The sequence below is a fragment of the Thiomonas islandica genome (assembly GCF_055383445.1).
Genome location: NZ_AP042391.1, coordinates 628,786 through 654,246, shown reverse-complemented (window position 1 = coordinate 654,246; position 25,461 = coordinate 628,786). Strand labels below are relative to the sequence as shown.

The window sequence follows — 25,461 nt, the reverse complement described above, 5'->3', positions numbered from 1 at the left end:
TTGGAGGCACTGCCATGCGCACACCCCATCGTCTGCCCCGCCTGTGGGATGTCGCGTGTATCGGCCTGCTGTTGGTTCCCGCGCTGCTGCTTGGCGGCTGCGCCGCCCTGACCGATCTGCGCACTACCGTGGTCACGCCGCACCCCGCGCCGCAGGCCCTCGTGGGTGCCAAGGTGCAGGTGCAGGCCGCCCCCGGCAATGCCGACAGCGCCGACGCCTACACCTTGCAGTCCGCCGTGGTCGACGCCATGGCGCAGGCCGGCATGGTGCCCGTGCTCGGCCAGCCTGCGCCGTACACCGCGCGCTACGCCTACACCGTGCGCATCGATCTCGAAGCCACCTACGGCCCGTCGGTGTGGCCGCCCCCGGTGTTGCTGCCCAACGGCGCGGTCTACTTTCCTGGCGGCTATTGGGGCTGGGGCGGCGGCCTGTTCGGTTGGATGCCTCCGCCTAACTACTACGAGCGCAGCCTCAACATCGAAATCCGCGACACCGCCACGGGCGCACTGATCTGGCAGTCGCACGCGCAAACCGGCGGTTACCAGCGCGATCTAGCGTCTGTCGCCGTGCCGCTGGCGCAGGCGGCGCTGCGCGGTTTTCCGTCTGAATACGGCGAGCACAAGGTGCTGTTTCCGCGCTGAGCGCTCACCGCTTCCCATCCCAGCCTCTCCCCAGCCCTCCACGCCTGCGGGGCGGGGGCAAGTGGGCGACGCGCTTGCCCCTCTCCCTCACGGGTGGGGGAGGCTGGGAGGGGCAAAATCAGTTGAGGAACAACCGCGTCACCGGGTTGTCGGTTTCCTCGGTGTGCTGGTAGCCCAGCTGCTGCAGGAACTGGCTGAACGCCTTCTTGTCCGCAGGCGGTACCTGGATACCGACCAGCACATGGCCGCTGTCGCCGCCCTGGTTGCGGTAGTGGAACAGGCTGATGTTCCAGGTCGGATTCAGGCTGTCGAGAAAGCGCAGCAACGCGCCGGGACGTTCGGGAAAGTCAAACCGCAGCAGCCGTTCGTTGATCGCCAGACTCTGTCCGTGCGCATCGCGCGGTGCTGGGCCGCCGACCAGGTGGCGCACATGCACCTTGGCCAGTTCGTTGTCGGTGAGGTCGAGCACCTCGTAGCCTGCGCGCTCGAAAGTCTGTGCCATTTTCTGCGCATCCTCGCGGCCGTTGATCGTCAGACCGACGAACACGTGCGCCGCATCCAGGCTCTTGATACGGTAGGTAAATTCGGTCACGTTGCGCGCCCCCACCAGCCCGCACAGGCGGCGGAAGCTGCCCGGCTTTTCGGGAATGGTCACGGCAAACAGCGCCTCGCGTGCCTCGCCGACCTCGGCGCGCTCGGCGACGAAGCGCAGGCGGTCGAAGTTCATGTTCGCGCCGCAGGTCACGGCGATCAGCGTCTCACCCTTGAGTTTGTGCTGCGCGCAGTACGCCTTGACCGCCGCGACCGACATCGCCCCGGAAGGCTCGAGCACGCTGCGCGTGTCCTCGAACACGTCCTTGATCGCGGCGCTGACCGCGTCGGTATCGACCACGACGAAATCGTCCACCAGTTCGCGCACCAGACGCAGGGTTTCGCGGCCCACTTGCTTGACCGCGGTGCCGTCGCAGAACAGCCCGACCTCCGCCAGCGTCACCCGCCGGCCGGCCTGCACACTGCGCAGCATGGCGTCGGAATCGACTGTCTGCACCCCGATGACCTTGATCTCGGGCCGCACCGCCTTGATGTACGCCGCGACACCCGAGATCAGCCCGCCGCCGCCGATGGCGCAGAACACCGCGTGGATCGGCGCCTGATGTTGGCGCAGGATTTCCATGCCGATGGTGCCTTGACCGGCGATCACATCCGGATCGTCGAACGGATGGACGAAGGTCAGACCCTGCTGCTCCTGCAAGGTGAGCGCGCGCGCGTAGGCGTCGCTGTAGCTGTCGCCGTGCAGGACGATCTCGACCGCACCAGCGCCAAAAGCCCGCACCGCATCGATCTTCACCTTCGGCGTCGTCGCCGGCATGACGATCACCGCCTTGCAGCCCAGCCGGTGCGCGGCGAGCGCCACGCCCTGCGCATGGTTGCCGGCAGACGCGCAGATCACCCCGCGTTCACGCTCGGCGGTGCTCAGTCGCGACATCTTGTTGTACGCCCCACGCAGCTTGAAGCTGAACACCGGCTGCGTGTCCTCGCGCTTGAGCAGCACCTTGTTGTGCAGTCGACGCGACAGATTGCGCGCCGGCTCGAGTGCTGATTCGATGGCCACGTCATACACCCGGGCGTTCAGGATGCGTTGCAGATAGTCGGTATGCTTTGCGGCCATTTGGCAAACTCTCCGTCGAAAGAACCGATTCTATGAACCGCCCCACCGCGGGCCCGCACTCGTGACCCCGCCATGGCTCGCAGACTGGATCGGCGGCGCCCTGGGCCTGTGGCAAGCCCTCCTGCAATCGGCCTGCGGGCCGGGCGGCCTGTACGTGCTGGCCGCACTGAGCTTCGCCGCCGCAACGCTGATTCCGTTCAGCTCCGAAGCCGTGCTGCTGGTGGTGATCGCCGCGCAACCGCAGCACACCCTGCTTGCGGTGCTGGTCGCTGCCGCCGCCAACACCCTGGGCGGCATGACCACCTATGCCCTCGGGCGCTGGGCCCGACGCTGGCAGACGCCCGACGCCTGGCGCTGGGCACCGCAGGTGCAGCGCTGGGGTGCGCCCATCACCGTGCTGGCCTGGGTGCCGGGCATTGGCGATGCGCTGGTCGTGACATCCGGCTGGCTGCGCATCAACGCCTGGGCCTGCGCATTCTGGATGCTGCTCGGCCGCAGCCTGCGCTACCTCGCAGTCGCCGGCCTAGCGCTGGCGATCTGACACCGGGCAAAAAAATACCCGGGCGGATGACGGCATCGGCCCGGGTAAGAATCCACCAAAGGAGGAGGTGGAGGAGACAAGCGGTGCGTTACTCCCAACGCATGAAGCAATATTAGAGCATGCTTATAGACTTTGCATAACCCATCCGCATAGCATGGCATTGCTCAATAAGCATGTGCTGATGGAGCGCCCAAGTCATTGAAAATCCATTCAATTGTTCCAGGGCTGGGTCGTTCTTCGGCATGGCGGAGACGATGTTGATCGACTTGAAATTGACCTAGATCAACAAAATGACGCGGCTTGCCTCACTGCAATCTCAGCACAGCCGCCAGCACACCGACTGCGATCACAAGCATGCCGCCAATTTTGATCGTCAGCCGCAGTTCGAGCTCGCGTCAATCCGCTTGGTGGCCAGATCCGCCTCCCCTTGCGCTTCGCGAAAAGCATCAGCCCCCGCTTCGGCCCGTGCGCCGGGCATGCCCGATTCGCGCAGTTTGCGAATGAATTTGTGCGGATCGAAGATCACAGTCGTCATACCCAGATCGTTGTAGGCGCCTACAGAACCCCCGACAATCGCGACTCCATCAACAGCAAACAGAGAGGCAGCGATGCAATGCACCGTGACATGGGAAGGAAAAGACGGGGAAGGCAACGACGGCATGGCCTTCACCGCGCAGACCGAATCCGGCCACACCGTGCGCATGGACGGCGCACCGGCCAGCAGCCCGGGCGAACCGGGTGGCCACAACCGCGCGCCGCGGCCCATGGAACTGGTGCTGGCCGGCACTGGAGGCTGCACCGCCTACGATGTGGTCTACATCCTCAAAAAAGCGCGGCAGGACGTGCGCGGCTGCACCGTGCGGCTCGATGCCGAGCGCGCCAGCACAGATCCCAAGGTGTTCACCCGCATCCACATGCACTTCATCGTCAGCGGCAAGGACCTGCGTCCCGACATGGTGCACCGCGCGGTCGAACTCTCGCATACCAAGTATTGCTCCGCCAGTGCCATGCTGGGCAAGACCGCAGAGATCACCTTCGGCGTCGAGATCCTCACAAGCGCGCCCGGACAGGCAGGATGACCACAGGTCTGCCGGGCGGTTGCCTGCGCCAGCGGCAGGGAGCCGCCCCAGCCTTGGGTCTGTTGCGCCCTTGCAACTCAAACCCGGGAAATCGCAGGGCGTATTGGGGTAAACCTTGCATGCCCGGGCTGGCGATGCTGAAATGATCGCAACTCCCATCCCGGAGTTGGCGGTTATGGTGTCAGGCAAACAGCCTGGTCATCCTGCCAAGTAGCGGTTCCAAACGGCTACCCCCTTTGTCCAACAATCTTCTGGAGATGCACCAAATGAAAAAATCACTACTCGCCCTCGCCGTCATCGGCGCACTCGGCATGGGCGCAGCCCAAGCCGCTGACAGCGTGCAGCTGTACGGCATCATCGACCTGGGCGTGGCCCACTACAGCAATGGCAACGGCAGTGTCACCAAGCTCGGTACCGGCATCCAGTCTGGCTCGCGCATCGGCCTGAAGGGGACTGAAGACCTGGGTGGCGGCCTGTCCGCGCTGTTCCAGGCGGAAACCGGCTTCTGCGCCAACGGCTCCGGTGGAGCAAATGCTAGCGGAGCAACTCCCGGGTCCAGCACCTGCACGGGTGGTGGCCTCTTTGGTCGCACCGCCATGGTCGGCCTGAAAGGCGACTTTGGTACCGTGGCCGCAGGTCGCATGTACACCTTCACCTTTAATGATCAAGTCGCGGTCGATCCCTTCGGCTATGGCCTGACGGGCACCATCAGCAACATCGGCACGCTCGGTGCTCCGGCTCGCGCCAGCCAAATGGTCGCCTACGTGTCCCCGAATTTCATGGGTTTTAATTTTGGGGGCGGGTATGTATTCGGTGACGGTCTTGGTCTGACTACCCCGACAACAACCAAAACGACTGGTGCATACAACCTGCATGCCGGCTACAACAATGGCCCGCTGATGGTCGGCCTGGACTACCTGCGTGCCAACGGCAACACTGCCGGCGACGCATCGATCAAGCACACCATGCTGGTCGGCACCTATGACCTGGGCGTGGCCAAGCTGGCCGCCATGTACGCCCAGAACAAGCCAGACGCCGCCTTTGGTGGCGGAAACTACCAGGCCTGGATGCTGGGCGGCACCGTTCCGGTTGGCCCGGGCGCTGTCCTGCTGTCTTACACGCAAGCGAAGAACAAGGATGTGAGCGCAACGACGAGCAAGCAGTACGCCATTGGCTACACTTACGCCCTGTCCAAGCGGACGAACCTGTACACCTCGTACGCGCATATCTCCAACGATGCCGGCGTGTTTAGGGCGGTTGGAGACGCGACTGGCAACAACAGCGCGCCGGCTGGCGGCCTTGGCATGAGCTCCAGCGGCTTCGCCCTGGGCATCCGTCACCAGTTCTAATCGGCGCAAGCTGCTTAGCACCTGCTTTGAAAGCCGCCTTCGGGCGGCTTTTTTCTTGTGCCCCCAGCATGGGCGCCCTCTTGAGGGTGCAAGTCCCTCCGCGAGCTGACCACAGCGAGCGAAGCCAAGCGCAACTGCGCAAGGGTGACCGACCGTGGGGAGTTGGAAGGCATATTTCCAGCTGGCGCAGACACCGAAGGTGTTTCGCTCTCTGGACGAATGGCTGCGACGAAGGTTGCGCGCGCTGCAATTGAAACAGTGGCGGCGTGGCACCACCCTGTTCCGTGAGTTGCGCGCTCTCGGTGCAAGCAAGGATCTGGCTGCGAAAATCGCCGGCCACGGCCGGCACTGGTGGCGTGCCAGCCGGTCGGAAATACATCGTGTGCTGAACAACGCATCCTTCGAGCGGCTCGGCGTGCCACGCCTGTCATCACCTCAACGACTCGAACCGCCCGGTGCGGACCCGCATGCCGGGTGGTGTGGGAGGGGATCGACTAGGATGGTCTGGTCGCCCCCTATCCCGATTTATTTCCCCCTGCCGCCAACCGGCGGTTTCAGACCGAGGATCCAATGGGCGAGGTCGTGCGCCTGCCGGGCGTTCAAATCGCCGTCGGGTGCATACGCCGGCATCGGAATCACACCCCAGCTGCCTTGATGGCCATTGAGAATGGCGTCTTGCAAAATGCGCGCCGCATCGGGGTCGTGCGCGTAGCGCTGCGCAATCGCCGTGTATGCCGGGCCGACCTTGCGGCGGTCGATCGCATGGCAGGAAAAACACCCTTCACTGCGCGCCAGTCGCACCATGTCTGCGGCGCGGTCGTCTGCGGCCTGGGCTGCTGCGGGCAGCGCGGCACACAGCAGCAGCGCGGCGAGCCGCCCGTGCCATCTGTTCATTTGAACTGCTGGCCCATGGTTGCACCCTTGGAGAGCAGGGTCAGATAGGCCACCAGATCGACCATTTCCGGGCTGTCGTAGGCCGGTGGCTTGCCCATGATGCCGGCGCGCACGCAGTGGACGATCTGCCGCTCCAGGGTGTAGACCGCGTGCTTCTTGGCCTTGTACTTGGGGTACTTGGCTGCCGCGCCGATCAGGCTGGGCAGGTGCGCGCCCGCTGGCGTGGTGCCTTCGGTTTTGCCGCCGTCGGTGTGGCATGCGGCGCAGGTCATCAGGTGGCTGTTGAACGCATTGGGAGGCACCCAGGTCTGCTTGGTGCCGAAGGTGTCGTTGGCGAAAATCTGCGCGCCCTGCGCCGCGGCTTCGTCGACCGACGACACCTTGGCCGTGGCAGTGAATTTGCCCGGCGGAGCCGTCGCCGCCCAGGCTGTGCCCGAGGCGCCGCATGCAATCGCTGCCAGCGCGACGGCACTGGTCAGCCGTGACACGCGTGAAATCAAATGCTCGGTTCGCATCGCTCGTCTCCTTGGAGGTCAGACCCACAACCCGACCGATTGTGCGGCGGGGCAGGGTGGTGTGCGGTGAGCAGATGTGACGAGTTGCGAGTAAATTCGCCGGTTCAGGGCCAGATCACCGGCAGGCCGAGCGCCTGCCATTCGTTCATGCTGCCCTGGTAGACCTTGAGCCCGCGCAGGCCCATGATGCGATCGAGGATGAACCAGGCCGCTGCCGCATACTGCCCGGTGTTGCAATAGATGATTGAGGCGTGTCTGGGCGGCGTCCAGCGCGCGGCGGTAAGGATGGCGCGGTAGTCGCGCGCGTCGAGGAAGCGCCACGAACCATCATCGGCCTCGCGCAACTGGATTTCGCTGGCGACCGGTACGCTGCCGGGCAGCCGCCCCGGGTGCGGCGCGACAGGCGAGGTCTCGAGCCCGGCGAATTGCGCCAGCGGCCGGGCGTCGAGCAGCGGCTGTCGCGCGCGGATCGCCGCCTGCACCTGCGCGGTGCTGGCCAGCAGCCTGGCGTCGGGTTGTTTGGCGCTCCATTGGCTCGGCGTCATCGGCGCGATCGCGTCGGTGTCGATGGGATAGCCAGCAGCGATCCAGGCATGCGTGCCGCCGTCGAGGATCGCGATCTGATCGGCCGGAACGCCAAACACCTGCAGCTCCCAGGCAAAGAGCGCAGCCTCCTGCATTGAGCTTGCATCGTCACCGGTGGCTGCGATGACGATCGGCTTGCCGGGCTGCAACTGCACGCCCTGCATCCGTTGCTGGAAGCTCTCGGCGCTCGGTAGCAGGAAGTCGATGGTCTTGCCCTGCACGTCGCGTTTCTCACGCAGGCCCCAGAAATTGACCGACAGCGCCTCCGGAATGTGCCCGCCGACGCGCACCAGCACCTTCTTGCCGCCTTCGGTGCGGTATTTCGGATCGTCGGTCAGGGTGTTGAGGTCCTCGCGCACATCGACCACCTGCACCTCGCGCATGTGCTCCTTGAGCCATTGCGCGCTGACCACCGGCCCCGGCAGCACCGCTGCCGCCGCTGCGGCCAGCATCCACCAAGCAAGCAGCGCGCCGAAGAGCACCCGGCAAACCGCATGTCGCAACAACGTCGATTGCATCGTCATCTCCTTTTGCAGGCGATCATTGCGTTGTATTCTGCGCGACGTATCGAGCAGAGTGTGGCAATCGACATCCGGTTTGCGCCGGATCAAATGCGCTGCATCACCGCACCGAAATCCGCCGCTTTGGCGTTGTAGAGGCTGGACGTGACTAGGATGTCGACGCCGCTGGCCGCGTATTGCGCGGCGTTGTCCTCGCGGATGCCGCCTGCGGCGTTGATGGCGAGCTGCGGCGCGACTGTGCGCAGCTTGGGCACCAGTGCGCCGAGCTGCGGGGGCGTCATTTTGTCGAGCTGCACGCCATCGGCCCCGGCGCGGGCGGCGGCAAGCGCGTCATCCTCGCTTTCGGCCTCGATCAGGACGAATTTTTCCGAGCTGTGTGCCTTGGCCCGCGCGACCAGTTGCGCGGCATCCAGCCCGGGAAGGAAGGCGCGGTGCTGCGCGAACACGAGGATGGTCTCCGACAGCCCGGCGCGGTGAATGATGCCGCCGCCGCACAGCACAGCGTAATGCTGCAGCTTGCGCGCGCCTGGGTGCGCTTTGCGCGTGCCGGCGATTTGCACCTTCGGATTGCCGGCGCGCGCCGCCTCGACCATCCGCCTGGTGGCGCTGGCGATGCCGCCGAGGTATTCGAGCAGATTCATTCCCTGTCGCCAGGCGACGTGTAGGGCGTGCGCCGTGCCATACAGCCGCAGCACCTCCTGCCCCGGCGCGATCGTCTCGCCGTCCGCGGCGAGCGGCTCGGCCCGCAGCCCGAGCGCCGCAGCAAGCCGGACGAGCGGCACCACCCCAGCAAGCACGCCGTGCTGCCGCGTGGTGTAGGTGAGGCTGCCCGCCACATCGGGCAGACCGAGCGCGCGAGTGGTTTCGTCGTGCAGCGGCAGGTCTTCGGTGATGAGTTGGTCGATCTCAGACTGGGTGAAGTACATCATGTTTGGCAAGCTCTTTCGATTGCAACCAGCGCACGGCGACAAACAACAGCAGGCTGAACCCGCCCAGCAGCGCAGACAGCCACGCCGCCTGCGCGTAGTCGCCGGTGGTCACGGTATTGAAGATGGCCAGCGACAGGGTTTCGGTGCGGCCGATGATGTTGCCGCCGAGCATCAGTGAAATGCCGACCTCGCCCATGCCGCGCGCCAGTGCCAGCATCAGCCCGCCGAGCAGCGCCGGCGCGGCGGCGTGCAGGTGCAGCGTCAGGTAGACGTTGCGCGGACTGCGGCCGAGGGTGATCGCCACCTCGTGCCAGTCGCGCGGATGGGTCTGCAGCGCGGTCTGCAGGGTCTTGACCGCCAGCGGCAGCCCGGCGATGAACGCCGCCAGCCACAAGCCCCAGAAACTGAACACCACTTCGATGCCAATCACGCCCAGCGCCTGCCCGAGTGGGCTTTGCCTGCCGAGCAGCCACAGCAGCACAAAACCGATGACGACCGGCGGAAACATCAGCGGCAGAGTCACCAGGGCATCGAGCCAGCCCGGTCGCCTGAGCCCAAACTGCAGCGCATAGCACAGCACGATGGCCGCCAGCGCATACGCCGGCACGACCAGCGCGGCGATTTTCAGGCTCAGCCACAGCGCAGCCCAGTCCTGCCCGTTCCACGGCGGCATGGCCGCGTCACAGCCCGGCGCGGGAAAGTACCGCCAGCGCCTGTGGCGAGCGCAGGAACCTGGCAAACCCCGCGCGCGCCGCGGCGCTGGCCGGGTGAGCGGACTCCGGCGCGAACGCGGCGACGATGTCGATCGGCGTGTAACTGCCCGCCCCGGCCGGTAGCACGAGAAAGCCGCCGAGCTGCCCCTTGACCGCCAGCGCCTCGGTGAGATTCATGAACCCAGCGTCGATCTGGCCCGAGGTCAGATACGCGCTGACCTGCGGCACGGTCTGCACGATCTTGAGCTTGTCCTGCAGCGGCTCCCACAGGCCCTTGGCCTTGAGCCACTGCGACGCAGCCCGACCGTAGATCGCCTGCTGCGGATTGGGCAGGGCGATCGACTGCATCTGCGGCAGATCGCGCACCGGATCGGTGATCGGCGCGGGGCTGTAGCGCCCGAGCAGCTTGCGACGCCAGGCGAGAACCAGCTTGCCCTGGCCGAGCGGAATGCGTTGCGGCAGGTCGAGGTCCCGCGCCTGGTCGATGAAATCGACATCGCCGATGATCACATCCACCCGCCCGCTGGCGCGCGCCTGCGCAAAGATCTGCTGCAGATTGCCATAGCTGCGCTCCACGGCAATCCCGGTCTGCTGCGTGAACTCCGCACACAGAGCCTCGACCGGGCGCTTGTAGCCGGCGCCGGCCATGATGAGCAGGCCCGCTGGGCCTTGGGCAACGGCGCGCGCCGCAGGCAGGACGACGGCCAGTACCGCCAGAACAAGGTGACGTCGAGACAGAGATATCGAATGCATGACCAACTTTCGTCTTGATCAATCGGAGCGACGATGACGGAACGCCTTCCAGGCCGAGATCGCCAGAATCAGCGCAAGGATCAGGCCAAGGCCGCTTGTCGGCACCACGCCGAGCAACAATCCGCCGAGCAGCGCACCAAGCAATGAGCCCGATGCCATGCTCTGCAGCAACGCGCGATGGGTGCGCAGCACCGAAAACGCCGCGCTCTCGCGGTAGCGGACAAAGCCAATGATCATGGTCGGCAGCGAGACCAGCAGCGACAGGCTGCCGGCAAGCTTGAGGTCCAGCCCCCACAGCAGCACGATGGCCGGGATCAGCAGTTCACCGCCGGCCACACCCATCACCGCGGCAAACATGCCGATCAGCAGCCCCGCGGCGATGCCCAGCAGCGCATGCGCCCAGGCGGGAATCGCCAGCTGCAGGTCGGGAAGCGCCTGCAGTCCGAACACCTTTTCTGCCGCCATCGTGCCGGCCAGCAAGATCAACAACACCAGCAGCACGGTATCGAGGGTTTTGCGCGGCAGGCGCATGGCCCAGCCCGCTGCCCACCAGGCACCGAGCAGGCTGCCGGCAAGCAGATTGGCAACGACCATCGAGTGCGGCAGCAGCGCCTCTAGCGGTATGGCATGCATCCGCGCGACGATGGCAATACCCACCACCAGAAGAGACAGCGCCTTGTTGGCAATTACCGCTTGCAGCGCATCCAGTTTGAACAGCCCGACGAGAACCGGCAGGCGGAATTCAGCACCGCCCAAGCCGACCAGGCCGCCGAGCAGGCCGATGGCCAGCGCCGACGCAAACCTCTTGGCGGCGCACGCAGCGGGGCAATTCGTGATGGACGATGATGTTGCTGTGGGAGACATGTCAGCGCTCCACTGACGCGGCCTTGATCAGCGCGATCACGGCCTCGCCTTCTCTGAGCTGCAGCGCCGCGCGGGCGGTTTCGGTGATCTCGCTCCATAGCCCTTGGCCATCGGCTAGGCACAGCCGCACCAGCAGATGCCCTGCGCGGCTGGGGGCGAAACTGCAGATGCGCGCGGGAAAATGATTGAGCATGCTGATGTCTGGCGGCACGCGGCGCGCCAGCGCCACGTCGCGTGCGTAGATGCGCAGCCGCATCCGTTCGGCGCGCGGCTCGCTGGGGAAGGTGAGTGAGCTGCCGTCGATCTGGAGCTCGGCCAAACCTGGTGCGCGCCGACGCGCCTGTCCCTCGATGATCGCCACCGGCCCGAGACGGTCGAACAGCGGCGAGTCGGCGCGCATCAGCGCCTGGGCCAGAGGTTCCACGCACAGGATGCGCCCGGCGTCCATGAACACCACGCGCTGCGCCAGCCGTTCGATCTCCTCCGGCGCATGACTGACTAGCAGCATCGGCAGGCCGCGGCTTTGCGCAAGCTCGGCGATGAGATCGAGCAGCTCGTCCTTGGCACGCCAGTCGAGCGCGGCCAGCGGCTCATCGAGCAGCAGCAGCCGCGGCCGCGACAGCAGCGCGCGCGCGATGGCCACACGCTGCTTTTCGCCGCCGGACAGCGCACCGATACGCCGCTCCAGCAGATGCGCAATGCCGACTGCCTCGGCCTGCACCTGCACCGCCGCCGCGTCGAAGCCGCCGGGGGCGCGGCGCGCGGCAAACTCCAGATTGCCGCGCACGCTCAGGTGCGGAAACAGCGCCGCATCCTGGAACACATAGCCGACGTCGCGCGCCATCGGCGGCGTCTGTCGCGTGCCGTCGAGCCAGACCGCGCCGCCGACCTGCAGCCGCCCGCGCACCCGCGGAATCAGCCCGGCGAAGGCGCGCAGCAGCGTGCTCTTTCCGCAGCCAGAGCGGCCGAAGATCGCGGTGATGCCGTCGAGCGGCCAGGAAAACGCGCCGGTGTTCAGCGTGAACGCACCGAGCCGCACGGCAAGCTCGCCGCGCACTGCGGCATCGCTCGATGTCTGCGTCATCCTGCGTGCTCCCGGTTGCCCTGCCGGTAGAGGCCGTAGACAATGGTGAGCACGATGACCGCGAACACCAGCATCAAGCCGGAGAGGATGTGCGCTTGCACATATTCCATCGCCTCGACATGGTTGTAGATGTCGATCGATACCACCCGGGTCTTGCCCGGAATGTTGCCGCCGAGCATCAGCACCACGCCGAATTCGCCTACGGTGTGCGCAAACGTGAGGGTGAGCGCGACGATCAGCCCGCCGCGCGACAGCGGCAGCACCACGTTGAAAAACCGGTCCCACCAACGGGCGCGCAGCGTGGCGGCGGCATCGAGCAGGTTTTGCGGCAGCGCCTCGAACGCGCGCAAGAGCGGCTGCACCATGAATGGCAGCGAATACACCACCGAGCCGATGATCAGGCCGATCTTGTTGAAAGTGAGCTGCCCCTCATAGCCCAGGCTATGCAGCGTCTGCGTCAGCCAGCCCTGCGGGTTGAGGAAGACCAGCAGATAAAAGCCCAGCACCACCGGCGGTAGCACCAGCGGCAGCGCGACCACCGCCTCGACTACGGCGCGCAGCGGCGAGCGCCAGTGCGCCAGCCACCACGCCAGCGCCATGCCGGGGATCAACAGGATGGCGGTGGAAATGCCCGCCACCTGCAGTGTGAGCCACAGTGGGCCGAGGTCGAGCGGCTGGCCGAAGAGGGTCATCGATCGAGGCGACGACGGCGATGGATCACAAGCCTGGCTTGGTGCGCTGGCAGAAGCCGGTTATTTCGGGATCGAGTAGCCATACTTCGTGATCACCGCGCGGACCTCGGGGCTGGTGCGCAGGAACTCGAGGTAGGCCTTGGCCGCGGGCTTGTCGGCGCCGGGCTTGAGCAAGATACCACTCTGGTCGATCGGGGTGTAGTCCGCCTGCGGCACGACCCACCATTGCCCTTTGCCCGCGCCGATGCCTTGTGACAGCGCGACGAAGCCGAGCTGCGCATTGCCGGTGGCGACGAAATCGAAGGTCTGGCCGATGTTCGACCCTTCGACGATCTTGGGTTTGATCGCGTCGTAAACGCCCATTTTCTGCATCGCCTCGATGGCCGCTGCACCGTACGGCGCAGTCTTGGGGTTGGCGATGGATATGTGGGCGAAATCGCCCTTGCGCAGGATCTGCTCGCCTTGCTCCTTCACCGGCAGGGTGGTGCTGTAGAGGATGAGTGTGCCCCGCGCATAAACGAAGTTGCTCGACGCCACGGCAAAGCCGTCTTTCGCCAGCGCCGGAGCGGTGGTGTCGTCGGCCGCCAGCAGGATGTCGAAGGGCGCGCCGTTGCGAATCTGCGCGGCGAACTGGCCGGTGGCACCGAAGGCGTACTTCACCTCGTTGCCGGTCTGGGCCTTGAACAGCGCGCCGATCTCTTCGGCAGGCTTTTTGAAGTTGGCGGCAACCGCCACGGTGATGGTCTCGGCACGCGCCTGCACGGCCAAGGCCAGCGGCAGGGTCAGCAACAGCGCAGCGCGGCGCAGGATCTGGGTCAATCGTGTCATCTCATACTCCGTCAGGTTTTGTCACAACGCGGCAAAAAAGCGGCTCCGGGGTGCGCCCGGAGCCGGCAAGCGAGATGGGACGTTTAGTCCACCCCGAGGATGACGTGGGTGGCCTTGATGAGCGCACAGGCGGTGTCGCCGACGTTCAGGCCGAGCGTCTTTTCGCTGCCGGTGGTGATCATCACCACCAGCTCGGTGCCGCCCTTGAGGCTGAGCACCACTTCGGTGTTCACAGCGCCGGTGGTGATGGATTTCACCGTACCGCACAGGGTGTTGCGTGCCGAGGTCGCAGGCGCCGCACCTTTGACCAGGATGGGCCAGGACGCCTTGATCAGCGCCCAGGCGGTCTTTCCCTCGGCCAGCCCTAGGCGGTGCGCGCTGTCTTTGCTGATGATGGCCACCAGATGCTGGCCATCGCCCAGGTCGAGCACGACTTCGGAGTTGACCGCGCCGTCATGCACGGCATGGACGCGGCCTTTGAGATGGTTGCGGGCGCTGGTTTGCATGGCGAATTCTCCAGATGGTGTGAAGATGGGTTGCGATGTGTTGGGTCAGACATTTCAGAATGCACGCAAAAAACTGCGCGCAGCCGCCGTCTTACAAAAACCAACTGGGAAAAGAGTATCTTGCATCAATCTTTCGGCGCAGCGGGAGGTTGTCTCCATTTACGCACCGTCTCACCGATGTGTTTCTATAAATATAGAGATCGAGCGGGGTGCGTGTCAACACAAAAATCGCCTGACAGTGCTTTCGGGCGGAAAGCGGCGCGCGGTGATGCGGCTTGCCGCGGGCTGTGCGCACGCGCAACCGGCGGCTGACTGCGGCCTGCGCCGGCGGTCGATATTCGGCGCGCGTGCGTTGCGGGGATGGGCGGCAGGTGGGCGCGCTCATGCCGCACGCGCCTGGCGGGCTTGTTTTCGCTGCAGGGCGGTGTGCCGCAGCCTGTCGGCCGCCTGTCGCACGCCGCGCGCAATGCGGGCAGGGCGCTCGCCGAGGCCGAAGCACAGCGCCGGATCGCCGCGCGGATCGATCTCGACCAGCTTGGTGCCGCGCTGCACGGTCACGCCCGGCCGGGTCAGGCCGCGCAGCACACCAGGCAGTGGCGCATACAGGGCGATGGTTTGCCCGTGCGCGCCGTGCAGCTGCCCGACCTGGTCGCCGACGCGAACCGCATCGCCGATGCGCAGCCCGGAAGCGAACACGCCGGCTGCTGGCGCGTAAATCAGGCGCTCGCGGCCAACGCCGAGGATGGGCCGGGGCTCGCCGGCGAGGGCGCGCGTCGCGCCGTGCTCGATCACACGGCCGAGATCCTCGCCCCAGGCCGATTCGACGACCAGATCGGCCTGCTCGCCTGCGCTGTAGCCCGGCCCGATGCCGATCGAGGCCGGACCGAACGCGCGCAAATCCGGCTGCGCGGTGGCGTGCTTGCGTAACCGGGCATCGACGAGCAGGTCGGCGCCGAGCGCCTCGAGCCAGCGCGGTAGATCGGCGCCGACCGCCAGTGGCAGCCAGTTGCGTTGCGCTGCCGCCTGCGCTGCCTCATCCGGCTGGAACACGCGCACAGCGGTCAGCCCTGCGAGCGTAGCTTTGCCGTCAAACACTGCATCGACCCAGCACATACCCCGGCGCGGCGCCGTCGGCTGTTCGTCCTCGAAGAGCAATACGCCATATCCTGCAGAAAACAACGTATGCGCGACCGCGGAGCCCACGTCACCCGTGCCGAGCACGGCGACCAGGTGCGGCGGCGAGGCCCGCCACGGGATAGGGGCTTTGACGGTGGGCAAATCCGGTACAGTCATCGCGGCATGAAGAGTCGAATAAGCGCTGCGCAGTGTATCCTAAAGAATATGACGCAGTGTATTTCATGGAGATGCTCGATGATCCCTTCCCGCTCGGCCCGCAGTCTGCGGCCCCTGGGCCTCGCCCGACCGGCCTTGCTGCCCCTTTTCGCCCTGCTGCACGCAACAGGCGCTGCGGCGCAGACCTCGACCGCACAGCCCGTGTTCCAGCTGGGCGAGGTCGATGTGCAGGCCAAAGGCGTCAGCGCCCCGCCGCCGGGAGGCACGAGCAGCAGCGTGGTCACGCAGCAGCAGATGCTCGAGCGCGGCGCGCTCAATGTGGGCGAAGCGCTGTCCAATCTGCCAGGCGTCACCCCAATCACGCTCGGGCAGCGCGGCGAGACGCAGGTCAACATCCGCGGCTTCGACTCGCGGCAGATCACGCTCAATATCGACGGCATCCCGATCTACGTGCCGTACGACGGCAATGTCGATCTGAGCCGCCTGCTGACCCCCGGCATTGCCGAGATCGTGGTCACCAAGGGGCTGGGCTCGCTGATGTACGGGCCGAACAATATGGGCGGCTCGATCAACATCGTCACGCAGGCACCGACCAGAGGGCTCGAAGGCAGCTTCACCGGCGGGCTGAGCGGCAACCAGCGCAAGCTCTACGGCAACGATGCCTCGGTGCAACTGGGTAGCCGCATCGACAGCCGCTGGTATGTCCAGGGCGGCGTGGCCACGGTCAACCGCGACGGTTTTCCGCTCTCAGGCGATTTCCGGCCGGTGCCGGCACAGCCGGGCGGCGACCGGCTAAATGCCGTCAGCCATGATGTCAACGCCAACCTCAAGATTGGCTTCACGCCGAACGCCACGGACGACTACGCGCTTGGCCTCTACACCGTCAATTCCGACAAGGACTCGCCGCCCTACACCGGCAACACCAAGGCAACCGGCCAGCCGGTGCGCTACTGGCAGTGGCCGCAGTGGAACAAGCAGAGCTACTACTACATCGGCAACACCGCCCTCGGCGCGGGTTACCTCAAGACTCGGCTCTACCACGACACCTTCGACAACGAACTGATCTCGTTCGACAACGCCCGCTACAACTCGACCCAAAAACCTTACGCCTTCAATAGCCAGTACCGCGATTTTTCCAACGGCGCCACGGTCGAACTCGGCCAACCGCTGGGCCCGCAGAACTTCCTCAAACTCGGGCTGTTTTACAAACAAGACGTGCACCGCGAATCCAACCTCGCCACCCAGGCGCGGCCTTACCAGACGCCGTGGCTGCATTTCGAGGCGCACACCTACGCGCTGGGCTTCGAGAATGCCTACAAGCCCACCGCGGCCGACACCCTCACCTTCGGCTACCGCCGCGACGAGCACCGCTTCGATCAGGCCGAGCAATACACCAACAAGGCGCAGACCCAGATCGGGCCGATGCCCACCAGCCCGCGCGTAGGAGCGAACAATGCGCAAATCGTCTGGCGGCACAAGCTCTCGGCGCACACCGAGTTGCGCGCGGGCATCGGGCGGAAGACCCGTTTTCCCAGCATCAAGGAGGTGTATTCCTACCGCCTGGGCCAGGCCATTCCCAACCCGGCGCTGGGGCCGGAACAAGCACTCAACCGTGAAGTCGGCGTCTCCGGGGTGATGCTGGGCGGGGTGAAGTACGACGCCGCGGTGTATTGGGATTCGATCAAGGACGCGATCGAGAGTGTCGCCACCTCCACTCCCGGCATCAGCCAGGCGCAAAACGTCGGCACGGCGACCAACAAAGGGCTGGACTTGAGTGTGCAGGCGCCGATCGGCAGCGCCTGGATCGCCTCGATGGCGTACAGCTATCTCAACGCCACGTTGGGCGCGCCTGGGCTGGTCGCCACCAACGCGCCGCGCCACTGGGCCGATCTGGGCGTGTCCTGGCTGCCCGGCGACGCCACCACCCTGTCAGCGCATGTGATGGCGGCCAGCAGCCGCCAGACCACGACCAACGGCAAGCAGCCGGTGGCCGGGTTCGCCGTGGTCAACCTGCGCTGGACGCAACGCCTGGCTCCGCGACTGACGCTCTACGCCAATCTGAACAACGCCTTCGACCGCAACTATCAATTGAGCGAGGGCTTTCCCATGCCCGGACGCGAGCTGCGGGTGCAACTGCAGTACAAGCAATGAGCCGATTTCTCGCTCGGCTGCGCGCTCCTTTGATTGGCGCCGCGCTCCTGTTGCACGGCGCGCTCGCGCTGGCGCAGATTCCTGCGCCCTGCCCCAGCACTCCGAGCGGCCCGGTGTATGGAAGCAACCCAGTCAACAATTACTTGCTGCTGGCGCTGGCGCCCGAACGCATGGCCGGGCTGAACTTTCCCTGGAGCAAGCAGGCGGGGCAAATCCTGCCGCCACAGGTGCTCGATCTGCCAGTGCTCGGCGGCTGGTTCGGCCAAGGCAAAACGGCCAATCTGGAGCAGGTGTTGCGCGTGCACCCCACGCTGTCTCTGGTCTCCGGGGCGACGGTGGGTGCGCAGGCCAGCACGGCGGCCATGCGCAAGCTCGGGGTGCCCATCTGCCCGGTGCGGCTTGACAGCCTGGCGGACTACCCCGCGGCCTTCCGCCAGGTGGGTCAGGCGCTGGGGATCGCCGCGCGCGGCGAGGCGCTGGCCGCCGACGCGCAGACCACGCTGGACGATCTGGCCGCGCTACGCCAGCGCATGTCCACACAAAAGCCTGTGCGCATCTATTACGCCGAAGGCGAAGACGGCCTGGCGAGCGAGTGCAGCGGCTCGATCCATGCCGAGGTCATCACCGCGATCGGTGCGCACAACGCCTTGCACTGCACCGACGGCAGCCACTTCGGCATGGTGCGGGTGAGTTTCGAGCAAATCCTGGCCGCTGACCCAGACTGGATCCTCACCCAAGATGGTCCTGCGATGCGCGCCATCCAGACCGAGCCGCGGTGGAAGCTGCTGCGCGCGGTGCGCGAAGGCCATGTGCTGTTCGCGCCGCAAGTGCCGTTTCGCTGGATTGACCGGCCGCCGTCGTTCATGCGGCTGCTGGCCGCGCCCTGGCTAGCGAGCCGGGTTGTCCCCGCAGACTACCGCGCGGTGTTCAAGACCCCGATCGAAGCCCGCACCGTCGCTTTTTTCGCGCTGTACTTCAACCGCACGCTTTCCGCCGCGCAGGCGCGCGCCATCCTGGCGCCAGACCCCGCCGACTATCCCACCAAGTATTGACTCGCCATGCCTGCCTCTGCCCTGCCGCAAATCGGCATGATGCTGCACATGCAGCCTGCCGCGGACGAGCCCATCCCCGCCTTTTTCCAACAGCGCGCCGCCTTGGTGCAGGAGATCGAGCAGATCGGCGTACAAGCGGTGTGGGTCACCGAACACCACTTCGATCCGCAAAGCTTGAGCGCCTCGCCGCTGCTGCTGCTGGCCCACTGGGCGGCGCGGACGAAGCGCATCCAGCTCGGCGTCGCCGCGGTGTTGCCCGCAGGCCGTAACCCCGCGCTGCTCGCCGAGGAAATCGCGCTGCTGTCCAACCTGGCGCCCGGGCGCATCGCTATCGGCTTTGCCAAAGGTGGGCCGTTCGAGGCGCAAATGCGCGCTTTCGGCTGGGGCAGCGATGCGGCGCGCGTGCAGATGCGCGAGGTCGTGGAGGGCGTCCTCGACCGGCTGCATCTCCAGTCGGTCGAGGATGGCGGCAAGGCCGCGCTGCAACCCCCGGCGCAAACTCCGCTGCCGCTGTTCGTCGCCAGCCGCGAGCCCGACACCCTGGCTTGGGCGGCTTCGCGCGGGTTGGGTTGGATGAGCGCGCAGTTCTGGCCGCTGCAAACCTATGACGCCCAGGCCATCAACTGGGGCATCGTTGCACAACGTCCGGCCGACGCACTGCTGTCGCGCGGTCTGTGGATCGATGAGGATGGCGACGCCGCAAGACGCCATGCCCTGGCGTGGCTAGCCGCTTTTCGGCGCAACAAACAATCTCAATGGAAGGTCGGCTTTCGCGGCCCCATGGCCGACATGGACGAGAGCGAAAGCCTGGCGCGCGCCATCGTCGGCACGCCCGAGGAATGCGCCCGGCAGCTCACCGACCTGCTGGCGCAACGCGCGGTGCCGCGCCTGGCGTTCAACCCGCTCGACGACCGCACTGAGCGACAGCTTGAGCAGATGCAGCGGCTGTTGCGTCAGGTCTTGCCGCTGGTGTCCTCATCCTTAGCCGCGTCCTCGCCGGCATCTTTGCCCGCCTGGTTTGCCGCGCCGCATCGGGGGGACGCCGCAATGCACGGCCATCCATGATGCGCAGCTTCTGGTTGCTGGGCTCGGCCTTGTGGCTTTGCGCCGCGATCTCCTTGCTGCTCGGGCGCTATCAGCCATCGCCCCTTGAAGCGACCGTGCGCCTGTGGCAGGGCCTTGCAGGCCATCCTTCCGAACTGTGGACGGTGATCGTGGAGCTGCGCGCGCCCAGGATCGTCGCGGCCATGAGCATCGGCGCCGCGCTGTCAACCTCGGGCGCGGCCTACCAGGCGCTGTTTCGCAATCCGCTGGCCTCACCGGAAGTGCTCGGCGGTTTGGCCGGCGCCGCATTCGGCGCGGCACTGGGCATTCTGCTCGGTTACGCCCTTTGGCAGGTGCAGCTGTCCAGCTTTGTCTTTGGGCTGATGGCCGTGGGCATGACCCTGCTGCTCGCCCGTCTGGTCGGCCTGGGTGGCATTGTGGTGCTGTTGCTGGCGGGCTTGATCACTGGCGCGTTTTTCACCGCGCTGCTGTCCACCGCCAAGTACGTCGCCGACCCTTATGACAAGCTGCCCGCCATCACCTATTGGCTGATGGGCACGCTCTCCAGCGTGTCGGCGCATAGCGTGTGGTTGACCGCCCCGCTGATGGCGTTGGCCACCGCTGCCCTCATCGGCCTGGGCCATGCGCTCAACGTGCTGAGCATGGGCGACGAGGAGGCGACCACGCTGGGCGTGCCGGTGCGCGCTACGCGCGCCTGGGTCATCGCCCTGGCCACCCTGCTCGGCACGCTGTCGGTGACTCTGGCCGGGATGATCGTCTGGGTCGGCTTGCTGATTCCGCAAATTGCCCGGCTGATTTGGGGCGCGGACAACCGCCTCGTGTTGCCCGCCTCTGCCTTGCTAGGGGCGCTCTACCTTTTGCTGCTCGACGACGTGGCGCGCACGGTGTTCACCGTGGAGTTGCCGCTGGGCGTTCTCACGGCCCTAGTCGGGCTGCCGCTGCTCGCCGTGGTGCTGCGGCGCACGGCCGTGAGCTGGGCCGATTGAGGAGCTGGAAATGATCGACGCACAACAACTCCACGTCCGCTATGGGCATGAAGAGGTCGTCAAGGGCGTGCAGCTCCGCCTTGCCCCGGGTGAGACGCTGGCGCTGCTCGGCCCCAACGGTTGCGGCAAAACCACCTTGCTCAAAGCCCTGTGCGCCATTCATGCGCCACATGCTGGGTCGGTGCAGGTCGATGGTCAAGACCTCTTCACCCTCTCCGCGCCCGAGCGTGCCCGACGCATCGCCTATGTGCCTCAGCAGCACCGTTTGGTGTTCGCCTACAGCGTCATCGACGTGGTGATGATGGGGCGGCTGGCCAGCCGCGGGCTGATCGCTCGGCCCGCAGCCGACGACTTCGCCGCCGTGCACGCCATCCTGCACCGGCTCGGCCTGCAAGCCCTGGCTTCACGCAACTACGCGACGCTGTCGGGCGGACAGCGCCAGCAAGTCTTGATCGCCCGCGCCCTGGCACAGGATGCCCCCTACCTGCTACTCGACGAACCCGCCAGCAGCCTGGATTACGGCAATCAGTTACGCCTGCTCGAACTTCTCGCGCAGTTGCGCGACGACGGGCGCGCCGTGCTGTTCACCACCCATCACCCCGATCACGCCTTTGTCGTGGCCTCGCGCGTCATTCTGATGCAGGCGGGCCGCTTCATCGCCCAGGGCGGTCCGGCGCAATGCATCGACCGCGATCAACTCGCCCGGCTTTACGGTCTGTCCGCGCAACATCTGGAACGCACCCTGCTGGCACCACACTGGTCAACGCACGGGGCGATGGGCTGAATCCGTTTGGGGATGCTCCTATACTTGCCATCGCGCCGATTTGCCCTGGGCTTGCGGGCGCGTAACAAATCCAGCTAAAACAGCGCAGACCACCGGCGGTTTTCGCTGCATTGCCAGCACCGCCGGTTTTGTTTTCAGGAACACGCATGAGTGCCTCGCCCTCCGCTGTCGGCGATGTCACGCCGCAGCGCATGACATTCGACGCGCCGCTGCCGCTGCAAAGCGGCGCGCAGCTGCCCGCCTACGAGCTGGTGTATGAGACCTACGGCACGCTCAACGCCGCGCGCAGCAACGCCGTGCTGGTCTGCCATGCGCTCAACGCCAGCCATCACGCCGCCGGCACCTACGGCGGCGACCCCAAGAGCCTGGGGTGGTGGGACAACCTGATCGGCCCAGGCAAGCCGCTCGACACCGAGCGCTTTTTCGTCGTCTGCATCAACAACCCGGGTTCGTGCTTCGGCTCCACCGGGCCGATGAGCATCGACCCGCAGACCGGCCGTCCGTGGGGTAGCCGGTTTCCCGTGGTGACGGTGGAAGACTGGGTCGATGCGCAGGCGCGGCTGCTCGACCGCCTGGGCATCACCCGGCTGGCGGCGGTGATCGGCGGCAGCCTGGGCGGCATGCAGGCGCTGTCATGGACGCTGCGCCACCCCGATCGCGTGGCGCATTGCGCGGCGATCGCCACCGCGCCAAGTCTTTCGGCGCAGAACATCGCGTTCAACGAGGTCGCGCGCCGTGCCATCATCACCGACCCCGACTTCCACGGCGGCGACTATTACGCCCACGGCGTCGTGCCGCGGCAGGGTCTGGCCGTGGCCCGGATGATCGGGCACATCACCTACCTGAGCGACGATGCGATGGCCACCAAGTTCGGCCGCGCACTGCGCAACGGCGCGCTCGGCTACGGTTTTGGTGTGGACTTCGAGATCGAGAGCTATCTGCGCTACCAGGGGGACAAGTTCAGCGGCTATTTCGACGCCAATTCCTACCTGCTCATCACCCGCGCGCTCGACTACTTCGACCCGGCGCGCGCCACCGGTGGCGACCTGGCCGCCGCGCTGGCCCCGGCCACTGCGCGCTTCCTGCTGGTGAGCTTCACCACCGACTGGCGGTTCTCGCCGCAACGCTCGCGCGAAATCGTGCAGGCGCTGGTGAGCAATCGCCGCGCCGTGACCTACGCCGAAATCGATGCACCGCAAGGTCACGACGCCTTCCTGATGGACCACCCGCACTACCACGGCGTGGTGCGCGCCTGGTTCGACCGCATCGCGCAGGAGATCGCGCCATGAGCACGCCGCTGTCCGTCATTGCCGACCTGGTGCCGCACGGCAGCCGGGTGCTCGATCTAGGCTGCGGCGACGGCCGCATGCTCGCGCATCTGCGCGATACCCGCGGCTGCACCGGCCTGGGGGTGGAAATCGACCCGCAAAAGCTGATCGCCGCCACCGCCCGGGGCGTGGACGTGCTGCAGTACGACCTCGAACAGGGTCTGGCCCTGTTTGGCGACCGCAGTTTCGACGTGGTGTTGCAGATCGACACCCTGCCCAACATCCGCCACACCGAAAACGCGCTGCGCGAAACCGCGCGGGTCGGGCGGCTGGGCATCCTGAGCTTTGCCAATTTCGCCCACTGGAGCATCCGCTTGCAGATCCTCACTGGCCGCCTGCCGGTCACGCCCGAACTGCCGTACGAGTGGTACAACACCCCGAACCTGCGCGTGGCGACCTACGCCGATTTCGAGCGCCTGGCCGCGCACTGCGGTCTGACCGTGGTCGATGCCTTCGGCCTGCGCAACGGCCGCCGTGTCCGCCTTGCGCCGGGCCTGCTGGGCACCGAAGCGGTGTTTTGTGTGCGCAGTTCAGGCGAGCCGCCGCCGGGCGGCGGCGGGCAACGTCCTTCCGCTCTCGATCCGGCGAAAACGGGTTGAATTTCTTCCTCTCCCAGCCTCCCCCACGCGGTGGGGGAGGATCGGGCGGGTGCTGCTGGTGTCCGATCGTCATTTGCCCCGGTAGGCTGGCAGTTCGATGACGTAAGTGTCTACCGCGGCGTTCGGGTCGATCACCGGATTGCCGGGGTTGCCGGCGCCCCAGTCGCTGGCCACCAGGAGCCGGGTTCCGCTCGGGCTGATGACCACATTGGGCTGCGCCCAATAGTTGTTTTGGCGCGCGTTGCTGTAGTTGCCTGCGGTGCGGTGATGCGCCACGCGGTACACCTTGCCGGTATCGATATTGGCCAGCACGATTTCCTGATCCAGATAGGTCTGGGGGGAGCCGGAGACCGTGGGCTGGTCGCCGTTGCAGTTGCCGGTGCTGCCCGCAGGACAGCCGGTGATCGCTAGCGCCACCCAGCCTGCGGCACGGCTGCGTCCCGACAGCAGGGCGCCGGTGCGCGGATAGCCATCGCCCGTCTTCTCGCCAATGATTGTGGACACCGTGCCCGTGGTGAGATTGGCGATCATCAGATTGCCACTGCCCGACGGTCCGTCGAACTGCACCGCTGCAAATACATCGTCGCCCGCTGCGTTGCGCAGCATGTCCCCATGCTCGATGCCGTTGAATGGCAGGGTGCGCTGCACCGTGCCGGTCTCGCTGAGCACGCTCACCTTGGTGTCGTCGCCGAGCATCAGGCCACGGCCGCTGGGCATTGCCTGGGCGACATTGCCTTCGTGTGTGCCGTACGTGGAGATTCTGTTGGTGCTCAGCCGGTAGCTGAACTGACCTTGCAACGCGGCACCGCCCGGCCCATTTTTCTGCTGGTACACGCCCAGCCCGAACAGGTCGCCGTCGGCGCTGGGTGCAAACGGATCGCCGCCGCCGCCGATCTTGCCATTGGTGGGAGCCAGCTGCGTGTTGCCGGTGAAACTCTTGAGCACGGTTTTTTGCCCGGTGTTGACGTTATAGGCCACCAGTTCCCGCACATAGGTGCCGCCCGCGTCGCGGTTGTCGACATAACGCAGCAATGCCGGGTTGGTCGGATCCCAATACACCTGCTCGACATCAGCCGGGTTGATGTCGAGGAATTTGATGAACCGGTAGGTCTTGCCGTCATACAGCGCATGCCCGACCTGCCCGCCCGTCATCGGCGAGGTGACGTAGAGAAACAGCAGCGACTCGTCGCAGTTCCAGGACTGGATGGTCGGATAGACCGGCACGGCCACACGCGCCCTGAAGTCCGCAGCCACGTCGGTGATGCGCACGATGCGGGTGTTGCCCGGAAAGTCCGGATCGGCCAGGCTGACACCCTTGGCTGGCTTGGCCAGCGCCGTGTACGGACGCGGTGCCTTGCCGTAGTCGACCAGGCCCGAGGCCGGGTTGGCAGAGGCGGTGCCGCAGGTGATTGTGACGGGTGCTGCCGTGGAGGTCGAAATCGGATCAGTGTTCACGACGGCAGCTCCCCCACCTCCGCATGCGCCAACAAACAGCGACGCCACCAACGCGATGGCTGTCGCTTTGGTCTTTGGAAAGGATGATTTCATGCCAACTCCCTGACTTGGGTACTGCACCTGCGGGTGCTTTTCGAGCACACTGGCGGGCACCGAGAAAAATGATGTGTGTCGAAGCCAGCACCCGCCTGGCGTCGACACACGACGAAAACAGATGAACGTCCTGTTACAGACGGCGCGCAGCTCCTGCCTGTTTTGCCGCGTCCAAGCGGATCGAACGCACACGGGCCAGTGGGTCGTTGCCCGTCATTCATGTCCCGGCAGGTGGCCAAATGACCGGTTTGAGCCATCGAATTGTCGAATTTTCCCGGTGATCAGTCGATCGGCGCGCGCCGGGACATGGTGTCGGAATTCACTGGTTTGGCTGTCAGAAAATTCTGAACGATGTGCCGCAGACGGGCAAGTCTGCATCTCGGGGGAAGACGGCGTTGGCCTGACCGCACAGACGCAGGCCGACCGCAGGCTCTCGCTCGGTCTGCGCGGCATGCGCGAACGCGCGGTGGTGTTTGGCGGCAGTTTCGAACT

26 protein-coding genes and 1 pseudogene are annotated in these 25,461 nt (G+C 65.9%); 12 read left to right on the top strand and 15 right to left on the bottom strand.

Annotated elements, in window-relative coordinates; genetic code table 11:
* Nucleotides 1-14 precede the first annotated feature (14 nt).
* Complete coding sequence (locus tag ACZ47F_RS03115) at nucleotides 15-641, top strand: DUF4136 domain-containing protein (protein ID WP_464925846.1); 627 nt, start codon at nucleotides 15-17, stop codon at nucleotides 639-641.
* A gap of 118 nt (nucleotides 642-759) precedes the next feature.
* Here ACZ47F_RS03115 and ilvA read toward each other — a convergent pair whose 3' ends face one another.
* The gene (gene ilvA / locus ACZ47F_RS03110) at nucleotides 760-2,310 is read right to left on the bottom strand and encodes a threonine ammonia-lyase, biosynthetic (protein ID WP_464925845.1); all 1,551 of its coding nucleotides are present in this window, start codon (nucleotides 2,308-2,310) and stop codon (nucleotides 760-762) included.
* A gap of 61 nt (nucleotides 2,311-2,371) precedes the next feature.
* Here ilvA and ACZ47F_RS03105 point away from each other — a divergent pair, with 61 nt between their 5' ends.
* On the top strand, nucleotides 2,372-2,851 hold the full coding sequence (locus ACZ47F_RS03105) for a YqaA family protein (RefSeq protein ID WP_464925844.1): 480 nt from the start codon (nucleotides 2,372-2,374) through the stop codon (nucleotides 2,849-2,851).
* Between the two features lie 373 nt (nucleotides 2,852-3,224).
* Here the strand turns inward: ACZ47F_RS03105 and ACZ47F_RS03100 are convergent, their stop codons facing one another.
* On the bottom strand, nucleotides 3,225-3,386 hold the full coding sequence (locus ACZ47F_RS03100) for a hypothetical protein (protein WP_464925843.1): 162 nt from the start codon (nucleotides 3,384-3,386) through the stop codon (nucleotides 3,225-3,227).
* A 73-nt stretch (nucleotides 3,387-3,459) separates the two neighbouring features.
* On the opposite strand from ACZ47F_RS03100, the gene ACZ47F_RS03095 reads away from it, so the two are divergent.
* The 3 genes and pseudogenes from ACZ47F_RS03095 to ACZ47F_RS03085 all read left to right on the top strand — a co-directional run.
* Nucleotides 3,460-3,930, top strand: a complete 471-nt coding sequence (locus tag ACZ47F_RS03095) for an OsmC family protein (protein WP_464925842.1) — start codon at nucleotides 3,460-3,462, stop codon at nucleotides 3,928-3,930.
* A 236-nt stretch (nucleotides 3,931-4,166) separates the two neighbouring features.
* A complete protein-coding gene (locus tag ACZ47F_RS03090; protein WP_464925841.1) occupies nucleotides 4,167-5,279 on the top strand; it encodes a porin in 1,113 nt (370 codons plus the stop codon).
* A gap of 154 nt (nucleotides 5,280-5,433) precedes the next feature.
* Nucleotides 5,434-5,514 (top strand): annotated as a pseudogene (locus ACZ47F_RS03085) (group II intron maturase-specific domain-containing protein); the annotation flags it as partial.
* A gap of 290 nt (nucleotides 5,515-5,804) precedes the next feature.
* Here the strand turns inward: ACZ47F_RS03085 and ACZ47F_RS03080 are convergent.
* From ACZ47F_RS03080 to ACZ47F_RS03025, 12 genes are all read right to left on the bottom strand, one after another.
* Complete coding sequence (locus tag ACZ47F_RS03080) at nucleotides 5,805-6,173, bottom strand: c-type cytochrome (RefSeq protein ID WP_464925840.1); 369 nt, start codon at nucleotides 6,171-6,173, stop codon at nucleotides 5,805-5,807.
* On the bottom strand, nucleotides 6,170-6,688 hold the full coding sequence (locus ACZ47F_RS03075) for a c-type cytochrome (protein WP_464925839.1): 519 nt from the start codon (nucleotides 6,686-6,688) through the stop codon (nucleotides 6,170-6,172). The genes ACZ47F_RS03080 and ACZ47F_RS03075 overlap by 4 nt, the downstream gene beginning before the upstream one ends.
* A 104-nt stretch (nucleotides 6,689-6,792) precedes the next feature.
* On the bottom strand, nucleotides 6,793-7,791 hold the full coding sequence (locus tag ACZ47F_RS03070) for a sulfurtransferase (RefSeq protein ID WP_464925838.1): 999 nt from the start codon (nucleotides 7,789-7,791) through the stop codon (nucleotides 6,793-6,795).
* 89 nt (nucleotides 7,792-7,880) lie between these two features.
* Nucleotides 7,881-8,723, bottom strand: coding sequence for a ModD protein (gene modD / locus ACZ47F_RS03065; protein WP_464925837.1), 843 nt, complete (start codon nucleotides 8,721-8,723; stop codon nucleotides 7,881-7,883).
* Nucleotides 8,701-9,396, bottom strand: a complete 696-nt coding sequence (locus tag ACZ47F_RS03060) for a molybdate ABC transporter permease subunit (RefSeq protein ID WP_464925836.1) — start codon at nucleotides 9,394-9,396, stop codon at nucleotides 8,701-8,703. Before ACZ47F_RS03060 ends, modD begins: the two co-directional genes overlap by 23 nt.
* Nucleotides 9,397-9,403: 7 nt before the next feature.
* On the bottom strand, nucleotides 9,404-10,189 hold the full coding sequence (modA, locus tag ACZ47F_RS03055) for a molybdate ABC transporter substrate-binding protein (RefSeq protein WP_464925835.1): 786 nt from the start codon (nucleotides 10,187-10,189) through the stop codon (nucleotides 9,404-9,406).
* Between the two features lie 18 nt (nucleotides 10,190-10,207).
* Nucleotides 10,208-11,053: a TSUP family transporter gene (locus ACZ47F_RS03050; protein ID WP_464925834.1), complete on the bottom strand. Its 846-nt coding sequence runs from the start codon at nucleotides 11,051-11,053 to the stop codon at nucleotides 10,208-10,210.
* 1 nt (nucleotide 11,054) lies between these two features.
* Nucleotides 11,055-12,137 (bottom strand): molybdenum ABC transporter ATP-binding protein, encoded by a 1,083-nt coding sequence (gene modC, locus ACZ47F_RS03045; protein WP_464925833.1) that lies wholly within the window; start codon nucleotides 12,135-12,137, stop codon nucleotides 11,055-11,057.
* Nucleotides 12,134-12,829 (bottom strand): molybdate ABC transporter permease subunit, encoded by a 696-nt coding sequence (modB, locus tag ACZ47F_RS03040; protein ID WP_464925832.1) that lies wholly within the window; start codon nucleotides 12,827-12,829, stop codon nucleotides 12,134-12,136. Before modB ends, modC begins: the two co-directional genes overlap by 4 nt.
* A 60-nt stretch (nucleotides 12,830-12,889) precedes the next feature.
* Complete coding sequence (gene modA / locus ACZ47F_RS03035) at nucleotides 12,890-13,657, bottom strand: molybdate ABC transporter substrate-binding protein (protein WP_464925831.1); 768 nt, start codon at nucleotides 13,655-13,657, stop codon at nucleotides 12,890-12,892.
* 83 nt (nucleotides 13,658-13,740) lie between these two features.
* On the bottom strand, nucleotides 13,741-14,163 hold the full coding sequence (locus ACZ47F_RS03030; protein ID WP_464925830.1) for a TOBE domain-containing protein: 423 nt from the start codon (nucleotides 14,161-14,163) through the stop codon (nucleotides 13,741-13,743).
* Between the two features lie 381 nt (nucleotides 14,164-14,544).
* Complete coding sequence (locus ACZ47F_RS03025; protein ID WP_464925829.1) at nucleotides 14,545-15,456, bottom strand: hypothetical protein; 912 nt, start codon at nucleotides 15,454-15,456, stop codon at nucleotides 14,545-14,547.
* Nucleotides 15,457-15,534: 78 nt separating this feature from the next.
* Between ACZ47F_RS03025 and ACZ47F_RS03020 the strand changes: the two genes are divergently transcribed.
* The 7 genes from ACZ47F_RS03020 (at nucleotide 15,535) to metW (ending at nucleotide 23,421) form a co-directional block, all read left to right on the top strand.
* Complete coding sequence (locus ACZ47F_RS03020) at nucleotides 15,535-17,607, top strand: TonB-dependent receptor plug domain-containing protein (RefSeq protein ID WP_464925828.1); 2,073 nt, start codon at nucleotides 15,535-15,537, stop codon at nucleotides 17,605-17,607.
* Complete coding sequence (locus ACZ47F_RS03015; RefSeq protein ID WP_464925827.1) at nucleotides 17,604-18,659, top strand: ABC transporter substrate-binding protein; 1,056 nt, start codon at nucleotides 17,604-17,606, stop codon at nucleotides 18,657-18,659. Before ACZ47F_RS03020 ends, ACZ47F_RS03015 begins: the two co-directional genes overlap by 4 nt.
* A gap of 6 nt (nucleotides 18,660-18,665) precedes the next feature.
* Nucleotides 18,666-19,724, top strand: coding sequence for an LLM class flavin-dependent oxidoreductase (locus ACZ47F_RS03010; RefSeq protein WP_464925826.1), 1,059 nt, complete (start codon nucleotides 18,666-18,668; stop codon nucleotides 19,722-19,724).
* Nucleotides 19,721-20,710, top strand: a complete 990-nt coding sequence (locus tag ACZ47F_RS03005) for a FecCD family ABC transporter permease (protein WP_464925825.1) — start codon at nucleotides 19,721-19,723, stop codon at nucleotides 20,708-20,710. Before ACZ47F_RS03010 ends, ACZ47F_RS03005 begins: the two co-directional genes overlap by 4 nt.
* A 10-nt stretch (nucleotides 20,711-20,720) precedes the next feature.
* Nucleotides 20,721-21,494: an ABC transporter ATP-binding protein gene (locus tag ACZ47F_RS03000; protein WP_464925824.1), complete on the top strand. Its 774-nt coding sequence runs from the start codon at nucleotides 20,721-20,723 to the stop codon at nucleotides 21,492-21,494.
* A gap of 146 nt (nucleotides 21,495-21,640) precedes the next feature.
* Entirely contained in the window at nucleotides 21,641-22,783 is a 1,143-nt protein-coding gene (gene metX / locus ACZ47F_RS02995) for a homoserine O-succinyltransferase MetX (RefSeq protein WP_464925823.1), read from the top strand.
* The gene (gene metW / locus ACZ47F_RS02990) at nucleotides 22,780-23,421 is read left to right on the top strand and encodes a methionine biosynthesis protein MetW (RefSeq protein WP_464925822.1); all 642 of its coding nucleotides are present in this window, start codon (nucleotides 22,780-22,782) and stop codon (nucleotides 23,419-23,421) included. The genes metX and metW overlap by 4 nt, the downstream gene beginning before the upstream one ends.
* 69 nt (nucleotides 23,422-23,490) lie before the next feature.
* Here metW and ACZ47F_RS02985 read toward each other — a convergent pair whose 3' ends face one another.
* Entirely contained in the window at nucleotides 23,491-24,876 is a 1,386-nt protein-coding gene (locus ACZ47F_RS02985; RefSeq protein ID WP_464925821.1) for a hypothetical protein, read from the bottom strand.
* Between the last annotated feature and the right edge of the window lie 585 nt (nucleotides 24,877-25,461).